This window comes from Collimonas sp. GW821-FHT02H07, from assembly GCF_059421505.1.
Map to the genome: position 1 here is coordinate 149,211 of NZ_JBWKVC010000002.1, position 15,460 is coordinate 164,670.

The 15,460-nt window shown below is 61.3% G+C and carries 16 protein-coding genes; 5 read left to right on the forward strand and 11 right to left on the reverse strand.

What is annotated here, in order from left to right; translation table 11 throughout:
* Positions 1–47: 47 nt before the first annotated feature.
* The gene (pbpG, locus tag AC07V8_RS03885) at positions 48–1,220 is read right to left on the reverse strand and encodes a D-alanyl-D-alanine endopeptidase (protein WP_494677355.1); all 1,173 of its coding nucleotides are present in this window, start codon (positions 1,218–1,220) and stop codon (positions 48–50) included.
* A gap of 178 nt (positions 1,221–1,398) precedes the next feature.
* Complete coding sequence (locus AC07V8_RS03890; RefSeq protein WP_494677356.1) at positions 1,399–2,166, reverse strand: class I SAM-dependent methyltransferase; 768 nt, start codon at positions 2,164–2,166, stop codon at positions 1,399–1,401.
* Positions 2,167–2,334: 168 nt separating this feature from the next.
* Between AC07V8_RS03890 and AC07V8_RS03895 the strand changes: the two genes are divergently transcribed.
* Positions 2,335–3,117 carry a helix-turn-helix transcriptional regulator gene (locus AC07V8_RS03895; RefSeq protein WP_494677357.1) on the forward strand — a complete coding sequence of 261 codons (783 nt, stop codon included), beginning with the start codon at positions 2,335–2,337 and terminating at the stop codon, positions 3,115–3,117.
* A gap of 9 nt (positions 3,118–3,126) precedes the next feature.
* Here AC07V8_RS03895 and AC07V8_RS03900 read toward each other — a convergent pair whose 3' ends face one another.
* Together AC07V8_RS03900 and AC07V8_RS03905 are read right to left on the reverse strand one after the other, a co-directional pair.
* Positions 3,127–4,029, reverse strand: a complete 903-nt coding sequence (locus AC07V8_RS03900) for a DMT family transporter (protein WP_494677358.1) — start codon at positions 4,027–4,029, stop codon at positions 3,127–3,129.
* Between the two features lie 4 nt (positions 4,030–4,033).
* Positions 4,034–4,981 carry a histone deacetylase family protein gene (locus tag AC07V8_RS03905; RefSeq protein ID WP_494677359.1) on the reverse strand — a complete coding sequence of 316 codons (948 nt, stop codon included), beginning with the start codon at positions 4,979–4,981 and terminating at the stop codon, positions 4,034–4,036.
* A gap of 332 nt (positions 4,982–5,313) precedes the next feature.
* On the opposite strand from AC07V8_RS03905, the gene AC07V8_RS03910 reads away from it, so the two are divergent.
* Complete coding sequence (locus AC07V8_RS03910) at positions 5,314–5,883, forward strand: phasin family protein (protein WP_494677360.1); 570 nt, start codon at positions 5,314–5,316, stop codon at positions 5,881–5,883.
* A 133-nt stretch (positions 5,884–6,016) separates the two neighbouring features.
* Here the strand turns inward: AC07V8_RS03910 and AC07V8_RS03915 are convergent, their stop codons facing one another.
* The 6 genes from AC07V8_RS03915 to AC07V8_RS03940 all read right to left on the reverse strand — a co-directional run bounded on the left by AC07V8_RS03915 (position 6,017) and on the right by AC07V8_RS03940 (position 13,213).
* Complete coding sequence (locus AC07V8_RS03915) at positions 6,017–8,560, reverse strand: DUF349 domain-containing protein (RefSeq protein WP_494677361.1); 2,544 nt, start codon at positions 8,558–8,560, stop codon at positions 6,017–6,019.
* A 98-nt stretch (positions 8,561–8,658) separates the two neighbouring features.
* On the reverse strand, positions 8,659–9,459 hold the full coding sequence (locus tag AC07V8_RS03920; RefSeq protein ID WP_494677362.1) for a competence/damage-inducible protein A: 801 nt from the start codon (positions 9,457–9,459) through the stop codon (positions 8,659–8,661).
* Positions 9,460–9,498: 39 nt separating this feature from the next.
* Positions 9,499–10,371 (reverse strand): EI24 domain-containing protein, encoded by an 873-nt coding sequence (locus AC07V8_RS03925; RefSeq protein ID WP_494677363.1) that lies wholly within the window; start codon positions 10,369–10,371, stop codon positions 9,499–9,501.
* Positions 10,371–11,357 (reverse strand): sterol desaturase family protein, encoded by a 987-nt coding sequence (locus tag AC07V8_RS03930; RefSeq protein WP_494677364.1) that lies wholly within the window; start codon positions 11,355–11,357, stop codon positions 10,371–10,373. Before AC07V8_RS03930 ends, AC07V8_RS03925 begins: the two co-directional genes overlap by 1 nt.
* Before the next feature lie 9 nt (positions 11,358–11,366).
* The gene (locus AC07V8_RS03935; protein WP_494677365.1) at positions 11,367–12,203 is read right to left on the reverse strand and encodes a polysaccharide deacetylase family protein; all 837 of its coding nucleotides are present in this window, start codon (positions 12,201–12,203) and stop codon (positions 11,367–11,369) included.
* Complete coding sequence (locus tag AC07V8_RS03940; protein ID WP_494677366.1) at positions 12,203–13,213, reverse strand: YVTN family beta-propeller repeat protein; 1,011 nt, start codon at positions 13,211–13,213, stop codon at positions 12,203–12,205. The genes AC07V8_RS03935 and AC07V8_RS03940 overlap by 1 nt, the downstream gene beginning before the upstream one ends.
* Before the next feature lie 256 nt (positions 13,214–13,469).
* Between AC07V8_RS03940 and AC07V8_RS03945 the strand changes: the two genes are divergently transcribed.
* From AC07V8_RS03945 to AC07V8_RS03955, 3 genes are read left to right on the forward strand one after another with little or no spacing between them, the layout of a single operon-like run.
* On the forward strand, positions 13,470–13,826 hold the full coding sequence (locus tag AC07V8_RS03945) for an FKBP-type peptidyl-prolyl cis-trans isomerase (protein ID WP_494677367.1): 357 nt from the start codon (positions 13,470–13,472) through the stop codon (positions 13,824–13,826).
* Between the two features lie 29 nt (positions 13,827–13,855).
* A complete protein-coding gene (locus AC07V8_RS03950) occupies positions 13,856–14,080 on the forward strand; it encodes a hypothetical protein (RefSeq protein ID WP_233212537.1) in 225 nt (74 codons plus the stop codon).
* A gap of 34 nt (positions 14,081–14,114) precedes the next feature.
* Positions 14,115–14,369 (forward strand): acyl-CoA-binding protein, encoded by a 255-nt coding sequence (locus AC07V8_RS03955; RefSeq protein ID WP_494677368.1) that lies wholly within the window; start codon positions 14,115–14,117, stop codon positions 14,367–14,369.
* Positions 14,370–14,440: 71 nt separating this feature from the next.
* Here AC07V8_RS03955 and AC07V8_RS03960 read toward each other — a convergent pair whose 3' ends face one another.
* Complete coding sequence (locus tag AC07V8_RS03960) at positions 14,441–15,451, reverse strand: 2-hydroxyacid dehydrogenase (protein WP_494677369.1); 1,011 nt, start codon at positions 15,449–15,451, stop codon at positions 14,441–14,443.
* Between the last annotated feature and the right edge of the window lie 9 nt (positions 15,452–15,460).

Genomic DNA, 15,460 nt, shown 5'->3' on the forward strand with positions numbered 1-15,460 from the left:
TTTTCAATTTCAGATGCCGGCTGGATGGCGCCGGCGGACAATCAGATTCAGCTTTGGCCGTCGGCGATCTTCACCCGCGTCAAAGTAGCAGGGTGCGAATCAGCCAGCCATTTGCGGACGCGGTCAGCGTCAGCCTGGCGCGAATACTTGCCGCGCGAATCGAGGAACACCATGACGATCTGGCGGCCTTCGATGGTGGTCTGCATGACCATGCAGCGCCCTGCTTCATTGATGTAGCCGGTCTTTTGCAGACCGATCTGCCACTCAGGATTTTCGACCAGATGATTGGATGTGGAATATTGCAGCGGACGGCCGCCCGGCTCCACTACGTATTTCGAATCGGTTGAATATTGGCGGATGATCGGATGCTGATACGCGGCCATCACCAGGCGCGACAAATCGCGGGCGCTGGCAACGTTCAGGTGCGACAGGCCGGTTGAATCGACATAATGGGTTTCCGTCATGCCGAGCGCCTTGGCCTTGGCGTTCATGGCGATCACAAAGGCTGGCAAGCCGCCCGGATAGTTGCGTCCCAGCGCGGATGCGGCGCGGTTCTCGGAACTCATCAGGGCGATATGCAGCATGTCGGACCGGCTCAACTGCGAACCGACACGCAGGCGCGAGCCGCTATGCTTTTCGCGGTCGATGTCGTCATCGGTCACGGCCAGCACTTCGTTCATGTCTTGTTTCGATTCGACCACCACCATGCTGGTCATCAGCTTGGTCAGCGAGGCGATCGGCAATGCCACCTGCGAATTCTTATCCAGCAGCACTTCCGAGCTGTTCTGATCCAGCACCAGCGCCACGCTGGACTTCAGTTCCAGCGGATCGCGCGTCAGGTTGAGGCCGGCTTGTTCGCCAGCCGACAGCACCGGCGGCAAGGCAGGCACCACCGGCGCAAACGCTACGCGCTGATAAGTCACTTTGCGGCGGCCATGCACCATCACCACTTTTTTCACCAGCTTTTCGTTCTTGTTGAGCGAAGCCACAGTGCTGCTGCGGCCGCGGGCGGCAATCACGGTGTGTTTTCTGGAGCCGGCCTTGGCGACGGCTTTCTTGTGGGAGGAAGTAGCTTTGGCAGTTGCAGCCTTGCCAGCCGCGGCTTTTTTCGCGGATTTCTTTGCAGTGGACTGACTAGTTTGGGCAGAAGCAGGAGCAGCGGGCGCGATCGCGAGCACGAGGAAAAATGACAAAAAAACAATTAACGCGGATTTGCCCATTTGCGGCTCCAATATGCGACGATCTATAACTTTGTGGCAGTGTAGGCAAATACCAGAAAAATCGCAAGAGAATTAGATAGTTAGCGCACTAAATTAAACGACTTTCGATGTCTGGACGACGATTTGCGAGCTAGATTTTACCGCAACTCGACGGCCAGACATTTCCTTTAGCATAGGACTATTTGTAACATTCCATAAGGGCTGCATCGATATTAAATGAATAATCCTGCTGCAGGCCGAAGTAAGCCGACACTTCCGACGGCGCGCTGTCCCACAAGGACTTGATCGCGGCCACCCGTTCCGGCGGAGTGCGCATGCGAGCGACCCAGATATCGAACTGCAATGGCAGCTTCCAGCTCTGGTCAGCTGCCGGCCGCAGACCGGCGTCGGCCAGCAACTGGCGCCAGGCCGGGACGCTGCGGTTACGCACGTGCGAGGCATCGCGCAGCAGCTCTATCGACTGCAAATAGGTATCGCTCAGAACATCTTCCGGCGACACCGTATCGATCACGATGCATTTGCCGCCCGGCTTCAATACCCGCGCCATCTCGGCCAGCGCCCGCGGCAAGTCTTTCCAGTGATGCGCGCTGTAGCGGGTGCAGACCAGCTCGAAAGAAGCATCGGCAAATGGCAACTGGTCTGCGCTGCCCTGCTGCACATGCAGGTTGCTCAGGCCGCGCTCGGCAGCGGCCCCCTGCACCACCGCCAGCATTTCCGCCGCCAGGTCGTAGGCGATCACGGTGCCGATATGCGGCGCCATGGCGAACGCCGCGTGCCCGGCGCCGCAGCCGACGTCCAGCGCCTTGCCCTGGCGGAATTGCTGAGCGTAAGCCGCCAGCTGCTGCAGATCGGCGCCCTGGGCGTGGACGGTGCTGCTCAGGTAGGCCGCGGCAGTGCTGCCGAATTGTTCCGACACGACCTTGTCGTGGTTACGTACAGTGCTCATAAGCTTCTCCTCAGAAATAGGTAACGGGCGTTCATACAAACCCGAGCCCCGGGCGCAGCTTGGATTTTGCGGCCAGGGCTGTAGGCGAGTCACCAGTGTAATTATTCCGTATCCTGTTACAAGTCTAGTGCTTATACTATTACCTCCACCAACAGGATAAAGCGCGCCATGGATGAAGCAGGCAAACGCAAGGCAATGGGCGAATTCATCAGGACCCAGCGCACCCAGCTCTCGGCAGCCGAACTGCGGCTGGGCGGCAGCACCCGCCGCCGCACGCCCGGCCTGCGGCGCGAAGAAGTCGCGCAGCTATGCGATATCAGCGTCACCTGGTACACCTGGATCGAACAGGGACGCACCGTCTCGGTTTCGGCAGCGGCGCTGGCCAGGATCGCCGAAGCCTTGCACTTGTCGCGCGCCAAGCGCGCTTATCTGTTTGAACTGTCCGGCAAAAAGGATCCGCAGGCGCAGGATTCGCAGGCCGAGGCCATTCCCGATGAAATCCTGGCCGTCACCGGCAGCATCAAGACGCCGGCCTATCTGCTCGACCGCCACTGGAACGCGGTTGCCTGGAACCGCGCCGCCAAGACCTTGTTCGTCGGCTGGCTGGACCAGAAAGACAGCCGCAGGAATCTGCTCGAATATACCTACTGCGCGCCGCAGGCGGCACTCCTGATCAGCGATTGGGAGCAGCGCGCCAGCCGCCTGGCGGCGGAGTTCCGCGCCGATTGCGGCATGTATCTGGACGACCCGGAAATTGCCCAGCTGGTGGCGCGCCTGAGCAGCGCCAGCGCGGCGTTCCAGCGCGCCTGGAACCTGCACGATGTGGTGGAAAAGGAAGGCGGCGAACGCCGCTTTACCCATCCGACGCTGGGCCGGCTGGCTTACCGCCAGGTCAACCTGCGGGTCGCCACCCGGCCTGAGCTGAAGCTGGTGATGCTGCTGCCGGTCTGATGGCCGTGCTTATTTTTTCATGACAAAGACCACGCCCAGTATCGCCACTACCATGCCGGCAATGCCCAGCAGGTTGAAGACTTCGCCAAACATCAGCCAGGCCATCAGCGCCGTGGTGGGCGGCGTCAGGTAGAGTAAGCTGGTGACGCTGGTGGCCGCGCTTTTGCGTATCAGGGCGAACAGCAGGAAGATGGCGCCGATCGACAAGGCGAAGATCGACCACAGCAAGGCGCCGATGAAGCGCGGCGTCCATTGCACCGTATCCAGCGCCGGCGTCAGGTGCTCATAGAACATGGCAAATGGCAGCAGCACCACGACCGAGGCGGCAAACTGGATGACGGTGCCGCTGCGCAGATCGAAATGCGGACAGTGGCGCTTCTGGTACAGAGTGCCGGCCGTCATCGACAGCAGCGCCATCAAGCATAAACCGATGCTGGTCCAGGACAGGCCGACCAGGGTAATCTTGGCGGCCACCACCAGCCCTACTCCGCAAATCCCCAGCACCAGGCCCAGCCATTGGCGCGGCCTGACCGATTCGCCGATCAAGGGCGCGGCGAACGCCGTCAGGATAGGCTGCATGCCGACGATCAGCGCAGACAGGCCGGCCGGCATGCCCAGCTTGATGGCGCACCAGACGCCCGCCAGGTAGCCGCCCTGCAGCAAGATCCCCGCGAACGCGATATGCGCGATTTTTCCGCGCGGCCAGGGAGCGCGCATCAGCAGCACCAATGGCAGCAGCACCAGCAGCACGCCGCCGAAGCGCAGCAGCAAGAACGTCAGCGGCGGCGCATACGGCAAGCCGAACTTGGCGACGATGAAACCGGTGCTCCACAGCACCACGAACACCATCGGCATGGCCGCGAGCAAAGGATGGGCGACAGGCGCCGCCGGCGAGGAACTGGCTGAAGACATGGAATTATCCGGGTTGGGTGAGCGGCGCCGCAGCCGGGCGCTGCAGAGCGAAGTCTTTGGCAAAACTTGCCGCCAGCGCGATAGTTTGCAGGTGTACCGCTACCGTGTCTTGTATATTCTTGCCGTAGCCGCCGGCCATGCTGATCGCCACCGGTATCGACAGACGGCCGGCGGTCTCCAGCACCATGGCGTCGCGCCGGGCCAGGCCCTCGAAGCTGAGCTTCAGCCGCCCCAGCCGGTCGCCCTCGTGCGGATCGGCGCCTGCCAGGAAAATGATCAGCTGCGGAGAAAAGCGCGCCAGCATGGTTGCCAGCGCACCCTGCAAGGCATCCAGGTAGGCCTCGTCGCCGGTGCCATCCTCCAGCGCGACATCGAGATCGCTCTGCTCTTTGCTGAAAGGATAGTTGTGGGCGCCATGCAACGACAAGGTAAAGATGGAATCGTCGTGCGCCAGGATGGACGCCGTGCCGTTGCCCTGATGGACATCCAGGTCAACGATCGCGACCCGCTGCACCCGCCGTTCCGCCTGCATCAGCCTGGCAGCGATGGCGGCATCGTTGAAGACGCAGAAGCCGGCGCCCTGGTCGGCAAAGGCGTGATGGGTGCCGCCCGCCAGGTTGACCGCGACCGGTTCCGGCCCGGCCAGCGCTGCGCGGCAGGCGGCGATGGTGGCGCCGGCGGAACGCCTGGAACGCTCCACCATCTGTGGCGTCCAGGGAAAACCGATGGCTTTCTGCACGCTGTCCGCCAGTGTGCCGCTGCTGACCTCGGCGATGTAGCGCGGATGATGCGCCAGCGCCAGCACGCCGTCGCTGGTGCTGGGCGCTTCATGGAAATCGATGCCGGCGACGGTCGCCAGCGCGCCTTCGTGGATCAGCCGGTATTTCTGCATGGGGAAGCGATGGCCGGCCGGCAAAGGCAAGACGAAATGATCGCTGTAAAAGGCTTTCAAGGCGGGCCTGACGAGGTGCAATAAAACAACAGTCTAACACTGGTAAATATGACAGGCGTTACTGGTAAATTTGACAGCCAACATAACAAATAAACAAGCAAAAACGGCTTAAACAAGCGCTTTTCATAAGCTTAGTCTTAAATAATCTCAAGTTTATATTGCAGCGCACAAAAATTCGCTTGACACGATTTCAGAATAATTTACAATCAAATTGTTGCGTCGCACAATGCGTATCAAACGTACTGGCAGACGTAATCAACGGCTAGCGATTAGCCACCCTTAGTTGCCCTACCAATTTCGTTTTTTTACCGTATCGAATCCTAGGAGAAGCCATGTCTACCGTTGCAGAACAATTTTCAGCCGCTACCAAAGCCAATTTCGAAGCTAATCTGGCGCTGTTCACCGATTTCACCAACAAGGCATTTGCCGGCGTGGAAAAACTGATCGACCTCAACCTGAACGCCGCCAAGGCTTCGCTGGAAGATTCGAACGCGACTACCCAGAAACTGTTTGCGGCGAAAGACCCACAGGAATTTTTCTCGCTGAGCGCAGCGCTGGCCCAGCCAAACACTGAAAAAGCCATCGCTTACGGCCGTCATTTCGCCAGCATCGCTTCCAGCACCCAAGCCGAACTGGCCAAGGCTGCTGAAGCCCAGGTTGCGGAAACCAAGCGTAAAGTCATCGAATTCGTTGACCAGGCGTCGAAATCGGTTCCTCCAGGCGCAGAAGGCGCAGTTGCTTTCGTCAAATCGGCAATCGGCAGCGCCAACGCCGGTTACGAACAGTTTGCCAAGAGCACCAAGCAAGCTGTGGAAACACTGGAAACCAACGTCAACAACGCAGTCGACCAACTGTCGCAAGCTGCTACCAAGAGCGCTGCCCGTACTACTACCAAGAAGTAATTCTTCTTTGCCGGCGCGCTAGCGCGTGCCGGCTTCTGGTCTCCTCGGTACCTGCAACGCTGGTATCGTTACTTACCCCGGATCGCCGGGGTATTTTTTTGCCCGGACGCATTGTGTGCGATCCGGGCCGGCATCACGCTTTGGCCAGGGCGACCAGTTTCAGCAAACGCAGCAGCGCGGCGTCGTCCATCAAAGCCGGTAAGTCGCAGATATGCAACAGCTGCTGTTCGATATTTTTCGCGGCGCCGCCGGCCTTGAGCGAAGCTTGCAAGACTTCCACCTGCAACTGCAGGCGCTCGCGCGACAGCGCTGGCGGACTGTCGCTGCCGGCCATGATTTCGGCGCGCAGCAACTCCTGCTGCAGCAACGGGCGGCCGGCTTCCAGCCTGGCGGCGTAGCCGCTGCCATTTTGTACGGCACGTTCAAAGCGGGCAGCGAGGATTTTTTCAAATGCCGGAGCCAGCGCAGGCAATGCTTGCCACTCGCCGCGCCAGTCGGACTCGCCAGGGCTGTCATTGGCGCCGCCGGCGATTGCCGTTTCAATTTTCTGGCACAGGGCCAGCTTGCCGCGCAAGGCATCGGCTTGCGCCAGCGCTGCCTGGCGCCGGCTCTGTTCGAGTATCGCCTGCGCTGCCGCTACGGCGGCCTGGAAGCGTGCATCGATTTGCGCCTCGGCCGCACGCGGCACCTGGCCGCCGCGGTTCCAGTCTTGCTGGGCCTGCTGCAATATTTTTGCCAATCCGGCCGCAGGCTCGGTCACAGAGGCTTCCAGCGCCGCGCATTGCTCTTCACGCAACCGCAGATTGTCGCGCCGCTCGGCATCGGCGCTGGAGGCGGCTTCCTTGCGCTGGGCAAAGATGGCGTCGCAGGCGCTGCGGAAACGCAGCCACAGTTCCTGCTCTTCCTGGCGCGGCAAGGGCAAGGCCTTGGCCTGCTCCTGCCAGCGCGCCTGCAATTCCTTCACGCGATCCGCGGTGTCGCGCTGGTTGGCCGGCAACTGCGCGGCTTCGGTGATCAGTTTTTCCCGGCGGCCGACTTCGATCGCTTGCTGCTCCGCCAGCGGCCCTTGCAGGCTTTGCAGCGCGGCGGCAAAAGCGCCGTCCAGTGATTTTTTCTCGCTGCGGTTGATCGGCCCCAGGGTTTTCCAGGCCTGCTGCTTTTGCTGGCAGAACTGGGCAATGATTTTCCAGTCCGGCGCCGCGCCTGCCGCATCGGTCGCCAGCGCGCTTTGCGCATACTGCTGAACCTCGTCGATCAAGGCGCGGGCATTGACCTGGTTGGCCTGGCGCTGTTCAGCCTGCTGCTGGAAATGCGCAGCCACCGGCGCATAGGCGGCGGTGCAGGCAGCGTCGAAGCCTTCCCACAAGGCCTTGGGCGCCGAACCGGAGCTGACATCCAGCGATTTCCAGCGCGCCCGCAAGCTGCCGATCTTCTTTGCCAGTTCCGCCGGCGCCAGCTCCTGCGCCGGCAATTCCAGCGCTGCCTTGGTCAACTCTTCGCGCGAGACGTTGCCGCCCCAGCGCGCCCAGCCTTGCAGCCGAGTCAGTTCGCCGCGGGCTTGCGCCAGGCGGCTAGTCTGGGTGGCGCTCGGCTTGTGCTGCTTGAAATCCATCGCTCGCAGGAGCTTGTCAAAATCCACTGCCTGTTGCAGTGCGCCGTCTTCCAGTGCTTTTTCCAGGCCATCCAGGGCTTCTGCGATTTGCGGACGCTCGCCAGCCTCGGCAACTTTAGCTTCGGACTGAATCTTTTGCGGCTTGGGCACGACCACCGGAGCATGCTGTTTCAGCAATGCCTGGTACCGCTGTTCCAGGCCATCGTCCAGCAAAGCCACCGGCAATTTTGGCAAGGCGGACCATGCGCTTTTCAAGGCTTCCGGCTGCTGCGCCTCGGTCGCCGCTTCCCAGTTGGACAGCAATTCATTGCGCGCCTGCAGCGCCGCCTGATGTTGTTGCAGATCCTGCAGCAGCTTGCGCAGGCCTTGCGCTTCCTGAGCAAAATCGCTCGCCAGGTGGCGCGGCAAGGTCAAGGCTTCAGAATGACTGACGCAACTGGCCATCTGCGCTTCCAGTGCATCCAGCGCCGCCGGAGCTGCATCGGTCAGGCCGGTCTTGGCTTGCAGATGCATGGCGCGCACCTGGCTCAGCAAACCGATGGCATCATGCTGCAACACCGCTTGCGCGCTCAGCCGCTCGGCCAGCGCAGCCCGCAACTGTGTGAATTGCTGCAGCAAATCGGGCGGCACATCCTTGCCTTCCCAGCTGCGGTCCAGCTCCGCCACCTGGTTCGGCATCAGCTGCCGCTCTTGCTGCAGGCGCTGGGCCTGAGCGATGCAGGCAGCCGCCTTGCCGGCGATAGCTTGCTGCTGGCGCACGCTGTCCAGCCGCGCCTGCATCAGTTTGGCGACGCGGCGATCGGTGTTGCGGCAGGCTTGCAGCACTTGCTCCAGCGCCGGCGACGACTGCACCAGCTGCGCCGCCGCCAGGCGGGCGTCGGCAAACGTCGATTGCAGGATGAAGGCCACCGCGGCAGCCTCATCGCTCAAGGCTTGCGCCTGCTGCAGCGCTTGCTGCCGGGCCTGATCCGAAACCTGCTTGGCTTCCGCGCGCAGCGCGGCCGGAGGAGCAACTGCGGGCTGGGGCGCGGCACGCTCTGTGCGCTTGAAAAGAAATCCGAACATGTGATTATCAATCAGATGGGTGCAGATCGCCGTTAATCGCTAACGGCTTTACACAGTGGTTTAGGTGAAGGAATTGGAGGAATTATTTACCGGGCAATTTAAGCGGGGCGGTATTCGGCTTTCAACTGGTCGAGTCCGGCCAGCATCTTGGCGAACGCCGCGGCGCTCTGCACCGGCTCGCCCTTGACGCCGAGATCGATGTGGCGGCGCACGCCGCCCTCGCCCACATGCGGCAGGCTGAATACTTTCACCAGGGGAAACTCCGCTTCAATCGCTTCCATCAGCGGCGTCAGCGTCGACTCCATGGCTTCGAACACCAGCACCGATTGCTCCAGCTGCGGATTTTGATGAAACTGGTCGGCGTAATAGGTATCCAGGACCCATTCGAACATCGGCCAGGCCATGACCGGAAAGCCTGGGGCGAAATGATGCGCGCCGGCGCCCTGGTGACGGACGGTGAAGCCCGGGATCTTGTTGAAAGGATTAGGAATGATGTCGGCGCCCTGCGGGAATTCCCCCATTTTCAGCCGGTGCTGGTTGTCGGGCGTATCGTAATCCAGCGCGAGGCCGGCATCGCGCGCGGTATCGGCGATGCGCTCGCGGATTTTTTCGCGCGCCTCAGGATGCAACACCAGCGGCACGCCCAGCGCGGCGGCGGCGCACTGGCGCGTGTGGTCGTCCGGCGTGGCGCCGATGCCGCCGGTGCAGAATACGATATCGTCGCTGTCCAGCGTGCGTTTCAGGGTGGCGGTGATGCGCGCCGGATCGTCCCCTATGTATTCGGCCCAGCTCAGCGCCAAACCGCGCGCCGTCAGCATTTCCAGTATTTTCGGAAAGTGTTTATCGACTCGCCTGCCTGACAGGATTTCGTCGCCGATGATGATAAGTCCGATTGCCATGAGGATCCCTGAGGATAAATGAAATTATGACAAAAACCTTTAACGCTGCGAAGTATCGGGCAATTGATGAATCGCCTGCCCGTCATCGCGTTTAGCCATAATGATAGCAGCCTCGGACGCTGCCCGATATTTCGCCAGTGCGGCCAGGCAATAATACTCAAACCAAAGGCCGGTGAATACGAATACCAGCACATACAGCCAGATCGAGCCGGCCGCCAGCAAGGGAAACACCACCAGCCACAGCGCGCCGCCCAGCCACAGCATGGTAGGCGCGGCGCCGAGGGCGCCGGTGATGACGCCGATCAGCAGCAAGGGCCAGCGGTGGATCTTCAGGATCGCCCGCAGCTCATCCTTGTCGGCATGCGCGGCCAGCGCTTCATAGGCGAACACGCGGTAAGTCAGCCAGCCCCACAGCACCAGCGGGATCAGGAAGGCGAACGGCGGGATCAGCCACAAGGGCAAGGTCAGCAGCCACAGCACGCAGAAAACGGCGAAGGCCGACAAGGAGATCCAGATGCTGCCGAGCAGCGAACCGCCTTTGCGCATTTCGAGAGCGGCGAAGTGGCGGCGGCCGATGTGGCGCGCGGTCGCCGGCAAGGCGAAGGCGCCGACAAACAGCAAGGCGGTCAGGATCATCAGCGGCAGCAAGGCCCACAGCGCCAGCCAGGGAATGATGACGGTCTTGAGCACGCCCAGGCCAAGCCAGGCCGGGATGTAATTGGCGATGCCGAGGCCGTCGTTGCCGGCAAAATAATTCCTTTGCAGCCAGTCGATCATCGGCTGCAAACCCCACCACAGCGCCAGCCCCCACAGCAGCACCGACAACACGAACGGCAGCAAGGTCAGCATCAGCATGCGGTAATGCAGCTGTGACAACAGCGCCCGGCCGAAGGCAACCAGTACCGGGCGCATCAGCGTGACCTCTTTCTGGAAAATTCAACCATGCGTTTCAGGCCCAGCCATTGCTGCGACCAGAAACCGCTGCCGTAGTCGCGCGCCGGCCTTCCGGCCGTCGCAAGCTGGTCGCGGATGCCGGTATGCTCGAAGCTCTTGCCGAAATGAGCGCTGCGAAACAAGATATCCCAGAACGAAAAAAGCACGCCGAAATTATGGCCGCCCAGCGTGCCCTGGCCCTTGCTTTCGTGGCCGATGCCGATGGCGTGGTGCCAGCGGTGAAAGCGCGGCGACACCAGCAGCGCATCGCCCAGCCGGCCGAAATGGATACGCACGTTGGCATGCTGCAGGCTTTGCAGCATGCGCGTGACCGACACCAGCAGCACATACTGCGCCGGTTCGACGCCGATGGCCAGCGCCACCAGCGCCATAACCACATCGTGGATGACGCCGTCGAGCAGATGATTGCGGTCGTCGCTCCACAGGTTCATGTTCTGCTGGCTGTGATGCAGGCTGTGCAAGCCCCACAGCCAGCCGACGCTGTGCTGCGCGCGGTGGTAGCCGTATTCGCACAGGTCCAGCACCAGCAGATAGAGCAGGAAGGTGACCAGCGGCTTGTCGCTGATCCCGGGCAGCAGGTTTTCCAGGTTGAAGGGATTGATCCCTTCCAGGTGCAGCAGCTCGGTGGCCTTGGCCATCAAGGGATCGACCAGGAAAAACACCAGGACCGAGAAAGCGCCCAGGCGGTACAGCACGGTATAGAGGAAATCGGTCCAGCGCGCGCGCCTGTCGTTGAAGGCATGCACCGGAATCCAGGCTTCCAGCGGACGCAGGACGAGGAACAGGAGGATCAGCTCGCAGACGCCGATCAGGAACCATTCGGTGCCGTCGAAGGCATCTTCCAGATATTCGCTGAAGCCGGCATGGAACATGAGCGGCTGCACCACGGTTTCAAACAACCAGGCCTGGACGGTGGCAAACCAGTTTATCAAGGTATCGATCATGATTTGTCACTACCCTTTGCCGTTCAGTCCGCGCCGATGCAGCTTGTCCGCCTGCCCCGGCAGGTACGCCGGGTTGTCGCGCAGGGTGGCGAAACAAAAGCCTTTTTTCTCCAGGCCGCCGATCAAGGGTTCCAGCACCGCCGGCGCCCACGGATCCTTGCGCGACCAGATCCCCAGATGGGCCATGACGATATCGCCGTCGCGCAGGTTCTTCAGCGCGCGCTCCAGCAGCATCTGGTTCGGCCATTTGTCGCTAGGCAGTTCATCGCCGGAAAAACCGGCGTCGGCCCAGGCCACGTGCTTGTAGCCGCAAGCTCCCCCTGCCGCCAGCGTATGCGGCGTGGTGTGGCCGCCCGGCGTGCGCCAGAAATGATCGACATGGCTGCCGGTCAGTTCGTAGAAACGCTGATCGACGCGCTTGATCTCGTCGCAGTATTGCTGCGGACTCCAGGCCGCCAGCTTGCCCGCGTTGGCGCCGAACTGCGGCTTCACTTCGATCTTGCCTTCAGGCAGGTCGCGCTTGGCGTAGACGTGGTCGAAGGTATGGCTGCCGAATGCGTGGCCGTCGGCCACCAGCGATTTCCAGAACGGCGCCCAGGACGGATCCAGGGTGTAGTCGCCGTTCACGGTCTTTTCATTGGCCATGAAAAACGTCGCCTTGATGTGATGCCGGCGCAAGGTCTGGGCGATGTACTGGGCTTGCGACTGGCTGCCGGTATCGAAGGTCAGGTAGATGGTGCCGGCGCTGCACGCCTGCGCTGACGTCGCCGGCTGCGCCAGCGCCAGGCCGGCTGCCAGCACCGCCGTGGCGGCCAGGCCGGGTTTGACCAGGGACAGGAGACGCATCACAGTTCCGAAGCGCGGTTGTTGAAATAGATGCCGTGCGGCGAACGGCCCACCGGGATCGACTTGATCACCTTGCGTGTCGCCAGGTCCACCACCGACACCTTCTTGACCCAGCGCTGGGTGACCCACATGGTCTTGCCGTCAGCCGTGATTTCCATGCAGTCCGGACCGCCCGGGACGCTGATGCTGCCGACGCTTTCCAGCGTGTTCAAATCCAGCACATTGATGGTGCCGGCGACACGGTTGGAAACGAAAACATGGCGGTTGTCGCCCTGCGGACGGAAATTGTGGGCGCCGTCGCCGGTCTTGATCTTCTTGACGATCTTCTGGGTGCGCCAGTCGATCACGGCGACATAGTCGCTGCCCATCACGCCGACCAGCAGGTATTTGTTATCGGGCGTCATGTAGACGCCGGCTGGCTGCTTGCCAACCGGCATGGTCCATTTGACTTTCTGGGTGGCGAGGTCGACCGCCGCCAGCTCATCGCTGCCCTGCAGGCTGATGAAGGCCAGCGCACTGTCCGCCGTGAACGCCATATGGCTAGGCATGGACGGCAGCGGCAGGCGCTTTGCGATCTTCAGGTTCTTGCCGTCGTAACCGTAGATATCGATGCGGTCGAGGCGCAGGCCGTTGGCGATGAACCATTTCTGATTGGGAGAAAAGCCGATCTGGTAAGGATCGACGATGTCTTTCACCTGGCTCTGGATCTGGCCGCTTTTCGGGTCCAGGAACAGCAGCGAATTGCCGGTGGCCGCAGCCACGATCAGCGATTTGTTGTCCGGCGTCGGCATCAGGTGGTGCGGTTCCTTGCCAACCGGGAAAGTACCGATTTCCTTGTAGGTCGCCTGGTCCAGCAAAGTGATGGTAGCGTCGCGCGAATTCAGGATGACTACCGTATTGCCGGCGGCCGACGCTTGCGGAGCAGCGGCCGGCGGTGTTGCCGCGAAAGTGGAAAATGCTGTCAACAAACCGCAAGCGGCGACCATGGAACGACGTACAAAAACGGACATGACTAAACTCTGAGAAGCAAAAGGAAGCATTTTACCGCGCATGAATGACACCTATAGATTTAAATGACTTTACCGCCGTAGCGAGGCATCCCACTAGATTGCCTGCGGACACAGCTTGCCGGCCGGATTTTCGTTTACACTGCACTACCTGACGAACCACGGGCGCTTCAGCTGCGCCCGGTTATTTTTTGCGGATGAAGCAACTCGCAAATATTTAATCATTTTATAACTTTATCTCACTTAAAAGAGGATTCCCATGTCGACCACCACTACCGTTTCCGGCCTGCAGTACGACGACGTCACCGTTGGCGACGGCGCCGAAGCAAAAGCCGGCAATCACGTGACCGTGCATTACACCGGCTGGCTGCAGAATCCGGACGGCAGCGCCGGCAAGAAATTCGACTCCAGCAAGGACCGCGGCGACCCGTTCGAGTTTCCGCTGGGCGCCGGCCATGTCATCAAGGGTTGGGACGAAGGCGTGCAAGGCATGAAAATCGGCGGCGTGCGCAAGCTGATCATTCCGGCAGCGCTGGGTTACGGCCCGCGCGGCGCCGGTGGCGTGATTCCGCCAAACGCTACCTTGATTTTTGAAGTTGAACTGCTGGGCGTATAAGCCCTGCCGAAACCTGACGCTGCCACCCGATGAAACATTTCCGTTTTCCTGACTTCACCCCAATGACACGCTGGATGGCAGCGTTGCTGCTGGCCGCGCCTTTGCTGGGCGGCTGCACCGTGGTGAGCGTGGCCGGCAGCGCAGTGAGCGCCGGCGTCAGCGTCGGCAGCGCAGCTGTCAGCGTTGCCTCTACCGTGGTGGAAGGCACCGTCAAAGCCGGCTCCGCCGTGGTCGGCGCCGTCACTCCCGACTGATCCGATTTTCTCCCTTCATCCCTACGAGATTCTTATGACACTCCAAGCCCAATTCGCACAAGCCCAGGCCGACTCCAAGACACTCAGCGAGCGTCCTGGCAACATGACCATGCTGAAGATGTACGCGCTGTTCAAGCAAGGCAGCAGCGGCGACGTGCAAGGCGAACGCCCAGGCATGACCGACTTTGTCGGCCGCGCCAAATGGGATGCCTGGAACGAGCTGAAAGGCACTGGCCAGGAAACAGCGCAGCAGCAGTACATCGACCTGGTCGAAGGCTTGAAAGACTAAGTCCTGCTCCACAAAAACACGAAAGGCGCGAAACAGGTTTCTGTTTCGCGCCTTTTTTTCTTTGAAGGACTTTATGGCTTCGCCAGCGTCACCTTGCCCAGCACTTCGGGATTGAGCAGGTTGGGCGGATACATCCGATCCTTATCCGGCAGCAAGGCCGCCAGCAGGTTGTCCGCCGCGCAATCGGCCATGGCGCGCCGCGTCGGCTCCGACGCGCTGGCGATATGCGGCGTCAGCACCACATTCGACAAACCCAGGAAATCCGGATGCAGCGCCGGTTCGTTCTCGAAAACGTCGAGCCCTGCCGCGGCAATCTTCTTGTCGCGCAAGACGGCGATCAGCGCCAGGTCGTCGACGATGCCGCCGCGCGCCAGGTTGACCAGGGTCGCGCCCGGTTTCATCAGGGCCAGTTCGGCGCTGCCGATGGTGTGGTGCGATTCCTGGGAATACGGCAGCACCAGGATCACGTGGTCGGCGGCGCCCAGCAATTCTTCCTTGCTGACATAGCGCGCCTGGTTGGCGCGCGCCTCCAGCTCAGGCGCCAGGCGCGAACGGTTGTGATACAGCACCTGCATGTCGAAGCCCATCGAACGCCGCGCAATCGCCTGGCCGATGCGGCCCATGCCGATGATGCCCAGCGTGGCGCCATGCACGTCCGCGCCCAGGAAGCTGTCGTAGCGCCACTGCTTCCAGTGGCCGGCGCGCAGCCAGTGCTCGGCCTCGGTGACGCGGCGCGCGGTCGCCATCAGCAAGGCCCAACCGAAATCGGCCGTGGTTTCGTTGAGCACGTCCGGCGTGTTGGTGACCATCACCCCGGCCTTGGTGGCTGCCGCCACGTCGATATTGTTGTAGCCGACGGCTTGATTGCAGACCGCCTTCAGGCGCGGGCTGGACTGCAGCAACGCGGCCGAGATGCGTTCGCTGGCGGTGGCGATGACGCCATCCTTGTCCTTCAGCTTTTCAGCCAGTTCGGCGGCGCTGAAGATGCGGTCTTCCTGGTTGCTCTCAACCTCGAAATACTGCGCCATTCTGGCAATCACTTCCGGGAACACTGCCCGCGCCATCAATATCTTTGGTTTCATTTGCAATCC

Excerpts from the sequence above, each read along its gene's own strand:
- pbpG (WP_494677355.1), bottom strand. The coding sequence starts at position 1,220 with ATGGGCAAATCCGCGTTAATTGTTTTTTTGTCATTTTTCCTCGTGCTC.
- AC07V8_RS03890 (WP_494677356.1), bottom strand. The coding sequence starts at position 2,166 with ATGAGCACTGTACGTAACCACGACAAGGTCGTGTCGGAACAATTCGGC.
- AC07V8_RS03895 (WP_494677357.1), top strand. The coding sequence starts at position 2,335 with ATGGATGAAGCAGGCAAACGCAAGGCAATGGGCGAATTCATCAGGACC.
- AC07V8_RS03900 (WP_494677358.1), bottom strand. The coding sequence starts at position 4,029 with ATGTCTTCAGCCAGTTCCTCGCCGGCGGCGCCTGTCGCCCATCCTTTG.
- AC07V8_RS03910 (WP_494677360.1), top strand. The coding sequence starts at position 5,314 with ATGTCTACCGTTGCAGAACAATTTTCAGCCGCTACCAAAGCCAATTTC.
- AC07V8_RS03915 (WP_494677361.1), bottom strand. The coding sequence starts at position 8,560 with ATGTTCGGATTTCTTTTCAAGCGCACAGAGCGTGCCGCGCCCCAGCCC.
- AC07V8_RS03920 (WP_494677362.1), bottom strand. The coding sequence starts at position 9,459 with ATGGCAATCGGACTTATCATCATCGGCGACGAAATCCTGTCAGGCAGG.
- AC07V8_RS03925 (WP_494677363.1), bottom strand. The coding sequence starts at position 10,371 with ATGCGCCCGGTACTGGTTGCCTTCGGCCGGGCGCTGTTGTCACAGCTG.
- AC07V8_RS03930 (WP_494677364.1), bottom strand. The coding sequence starts at position 11,357 with ATGATCGATACCTTGATAAACTGGTTTGCCACCGTCCAGGCCTGGTTG.
- AC07V8_RS03935 (WP_494677365.1), bottom strand. The coding sequence starts at position 12,203 with ATGCGTCTCCTGTCCCTGGTCAAACCCGGCCTGGCCGCCACGGCGGTG.
- AC07V8_RS03940 (WP_494677366.1), bottom strand. The coding sequence starts at position 13,213 with ATGTCCGTTTTTGTACGTCGTTCCATGGTCGCCGCTTGCGGTTTGTTG.
- AC07V8_RS03945 (WP_494677367.1), top strand. The coding sequence starts at position 13,470 with ATGTCGACCACCACTACCGTTTCCGGCCTGCAGTACGACGACGTCACC.
- AC07V8_RS03950 (WP_233212537.1), top strand. The coding sequence starts at position 13,856 with ATGAAACATTTCCGTTTTCCTGACTTCACCCCAATGACACGCTGGATG.
- AC07V8_RS03955 (WP_494677368.1), top strand. The coding sequence starts at position 14,115 with ATGACACTCCAAGCCCAATTCGCACAAGCCCAGGCCGACTCCAAGACA.
- AC07V8_RS03960 (WP_494677369.1), bottom strand. The coding sequence starts at position 15,451 with ATGAAACCAAAGATATTGATGGCGCGGGCAGTGTTCCCGGAAGTGATT.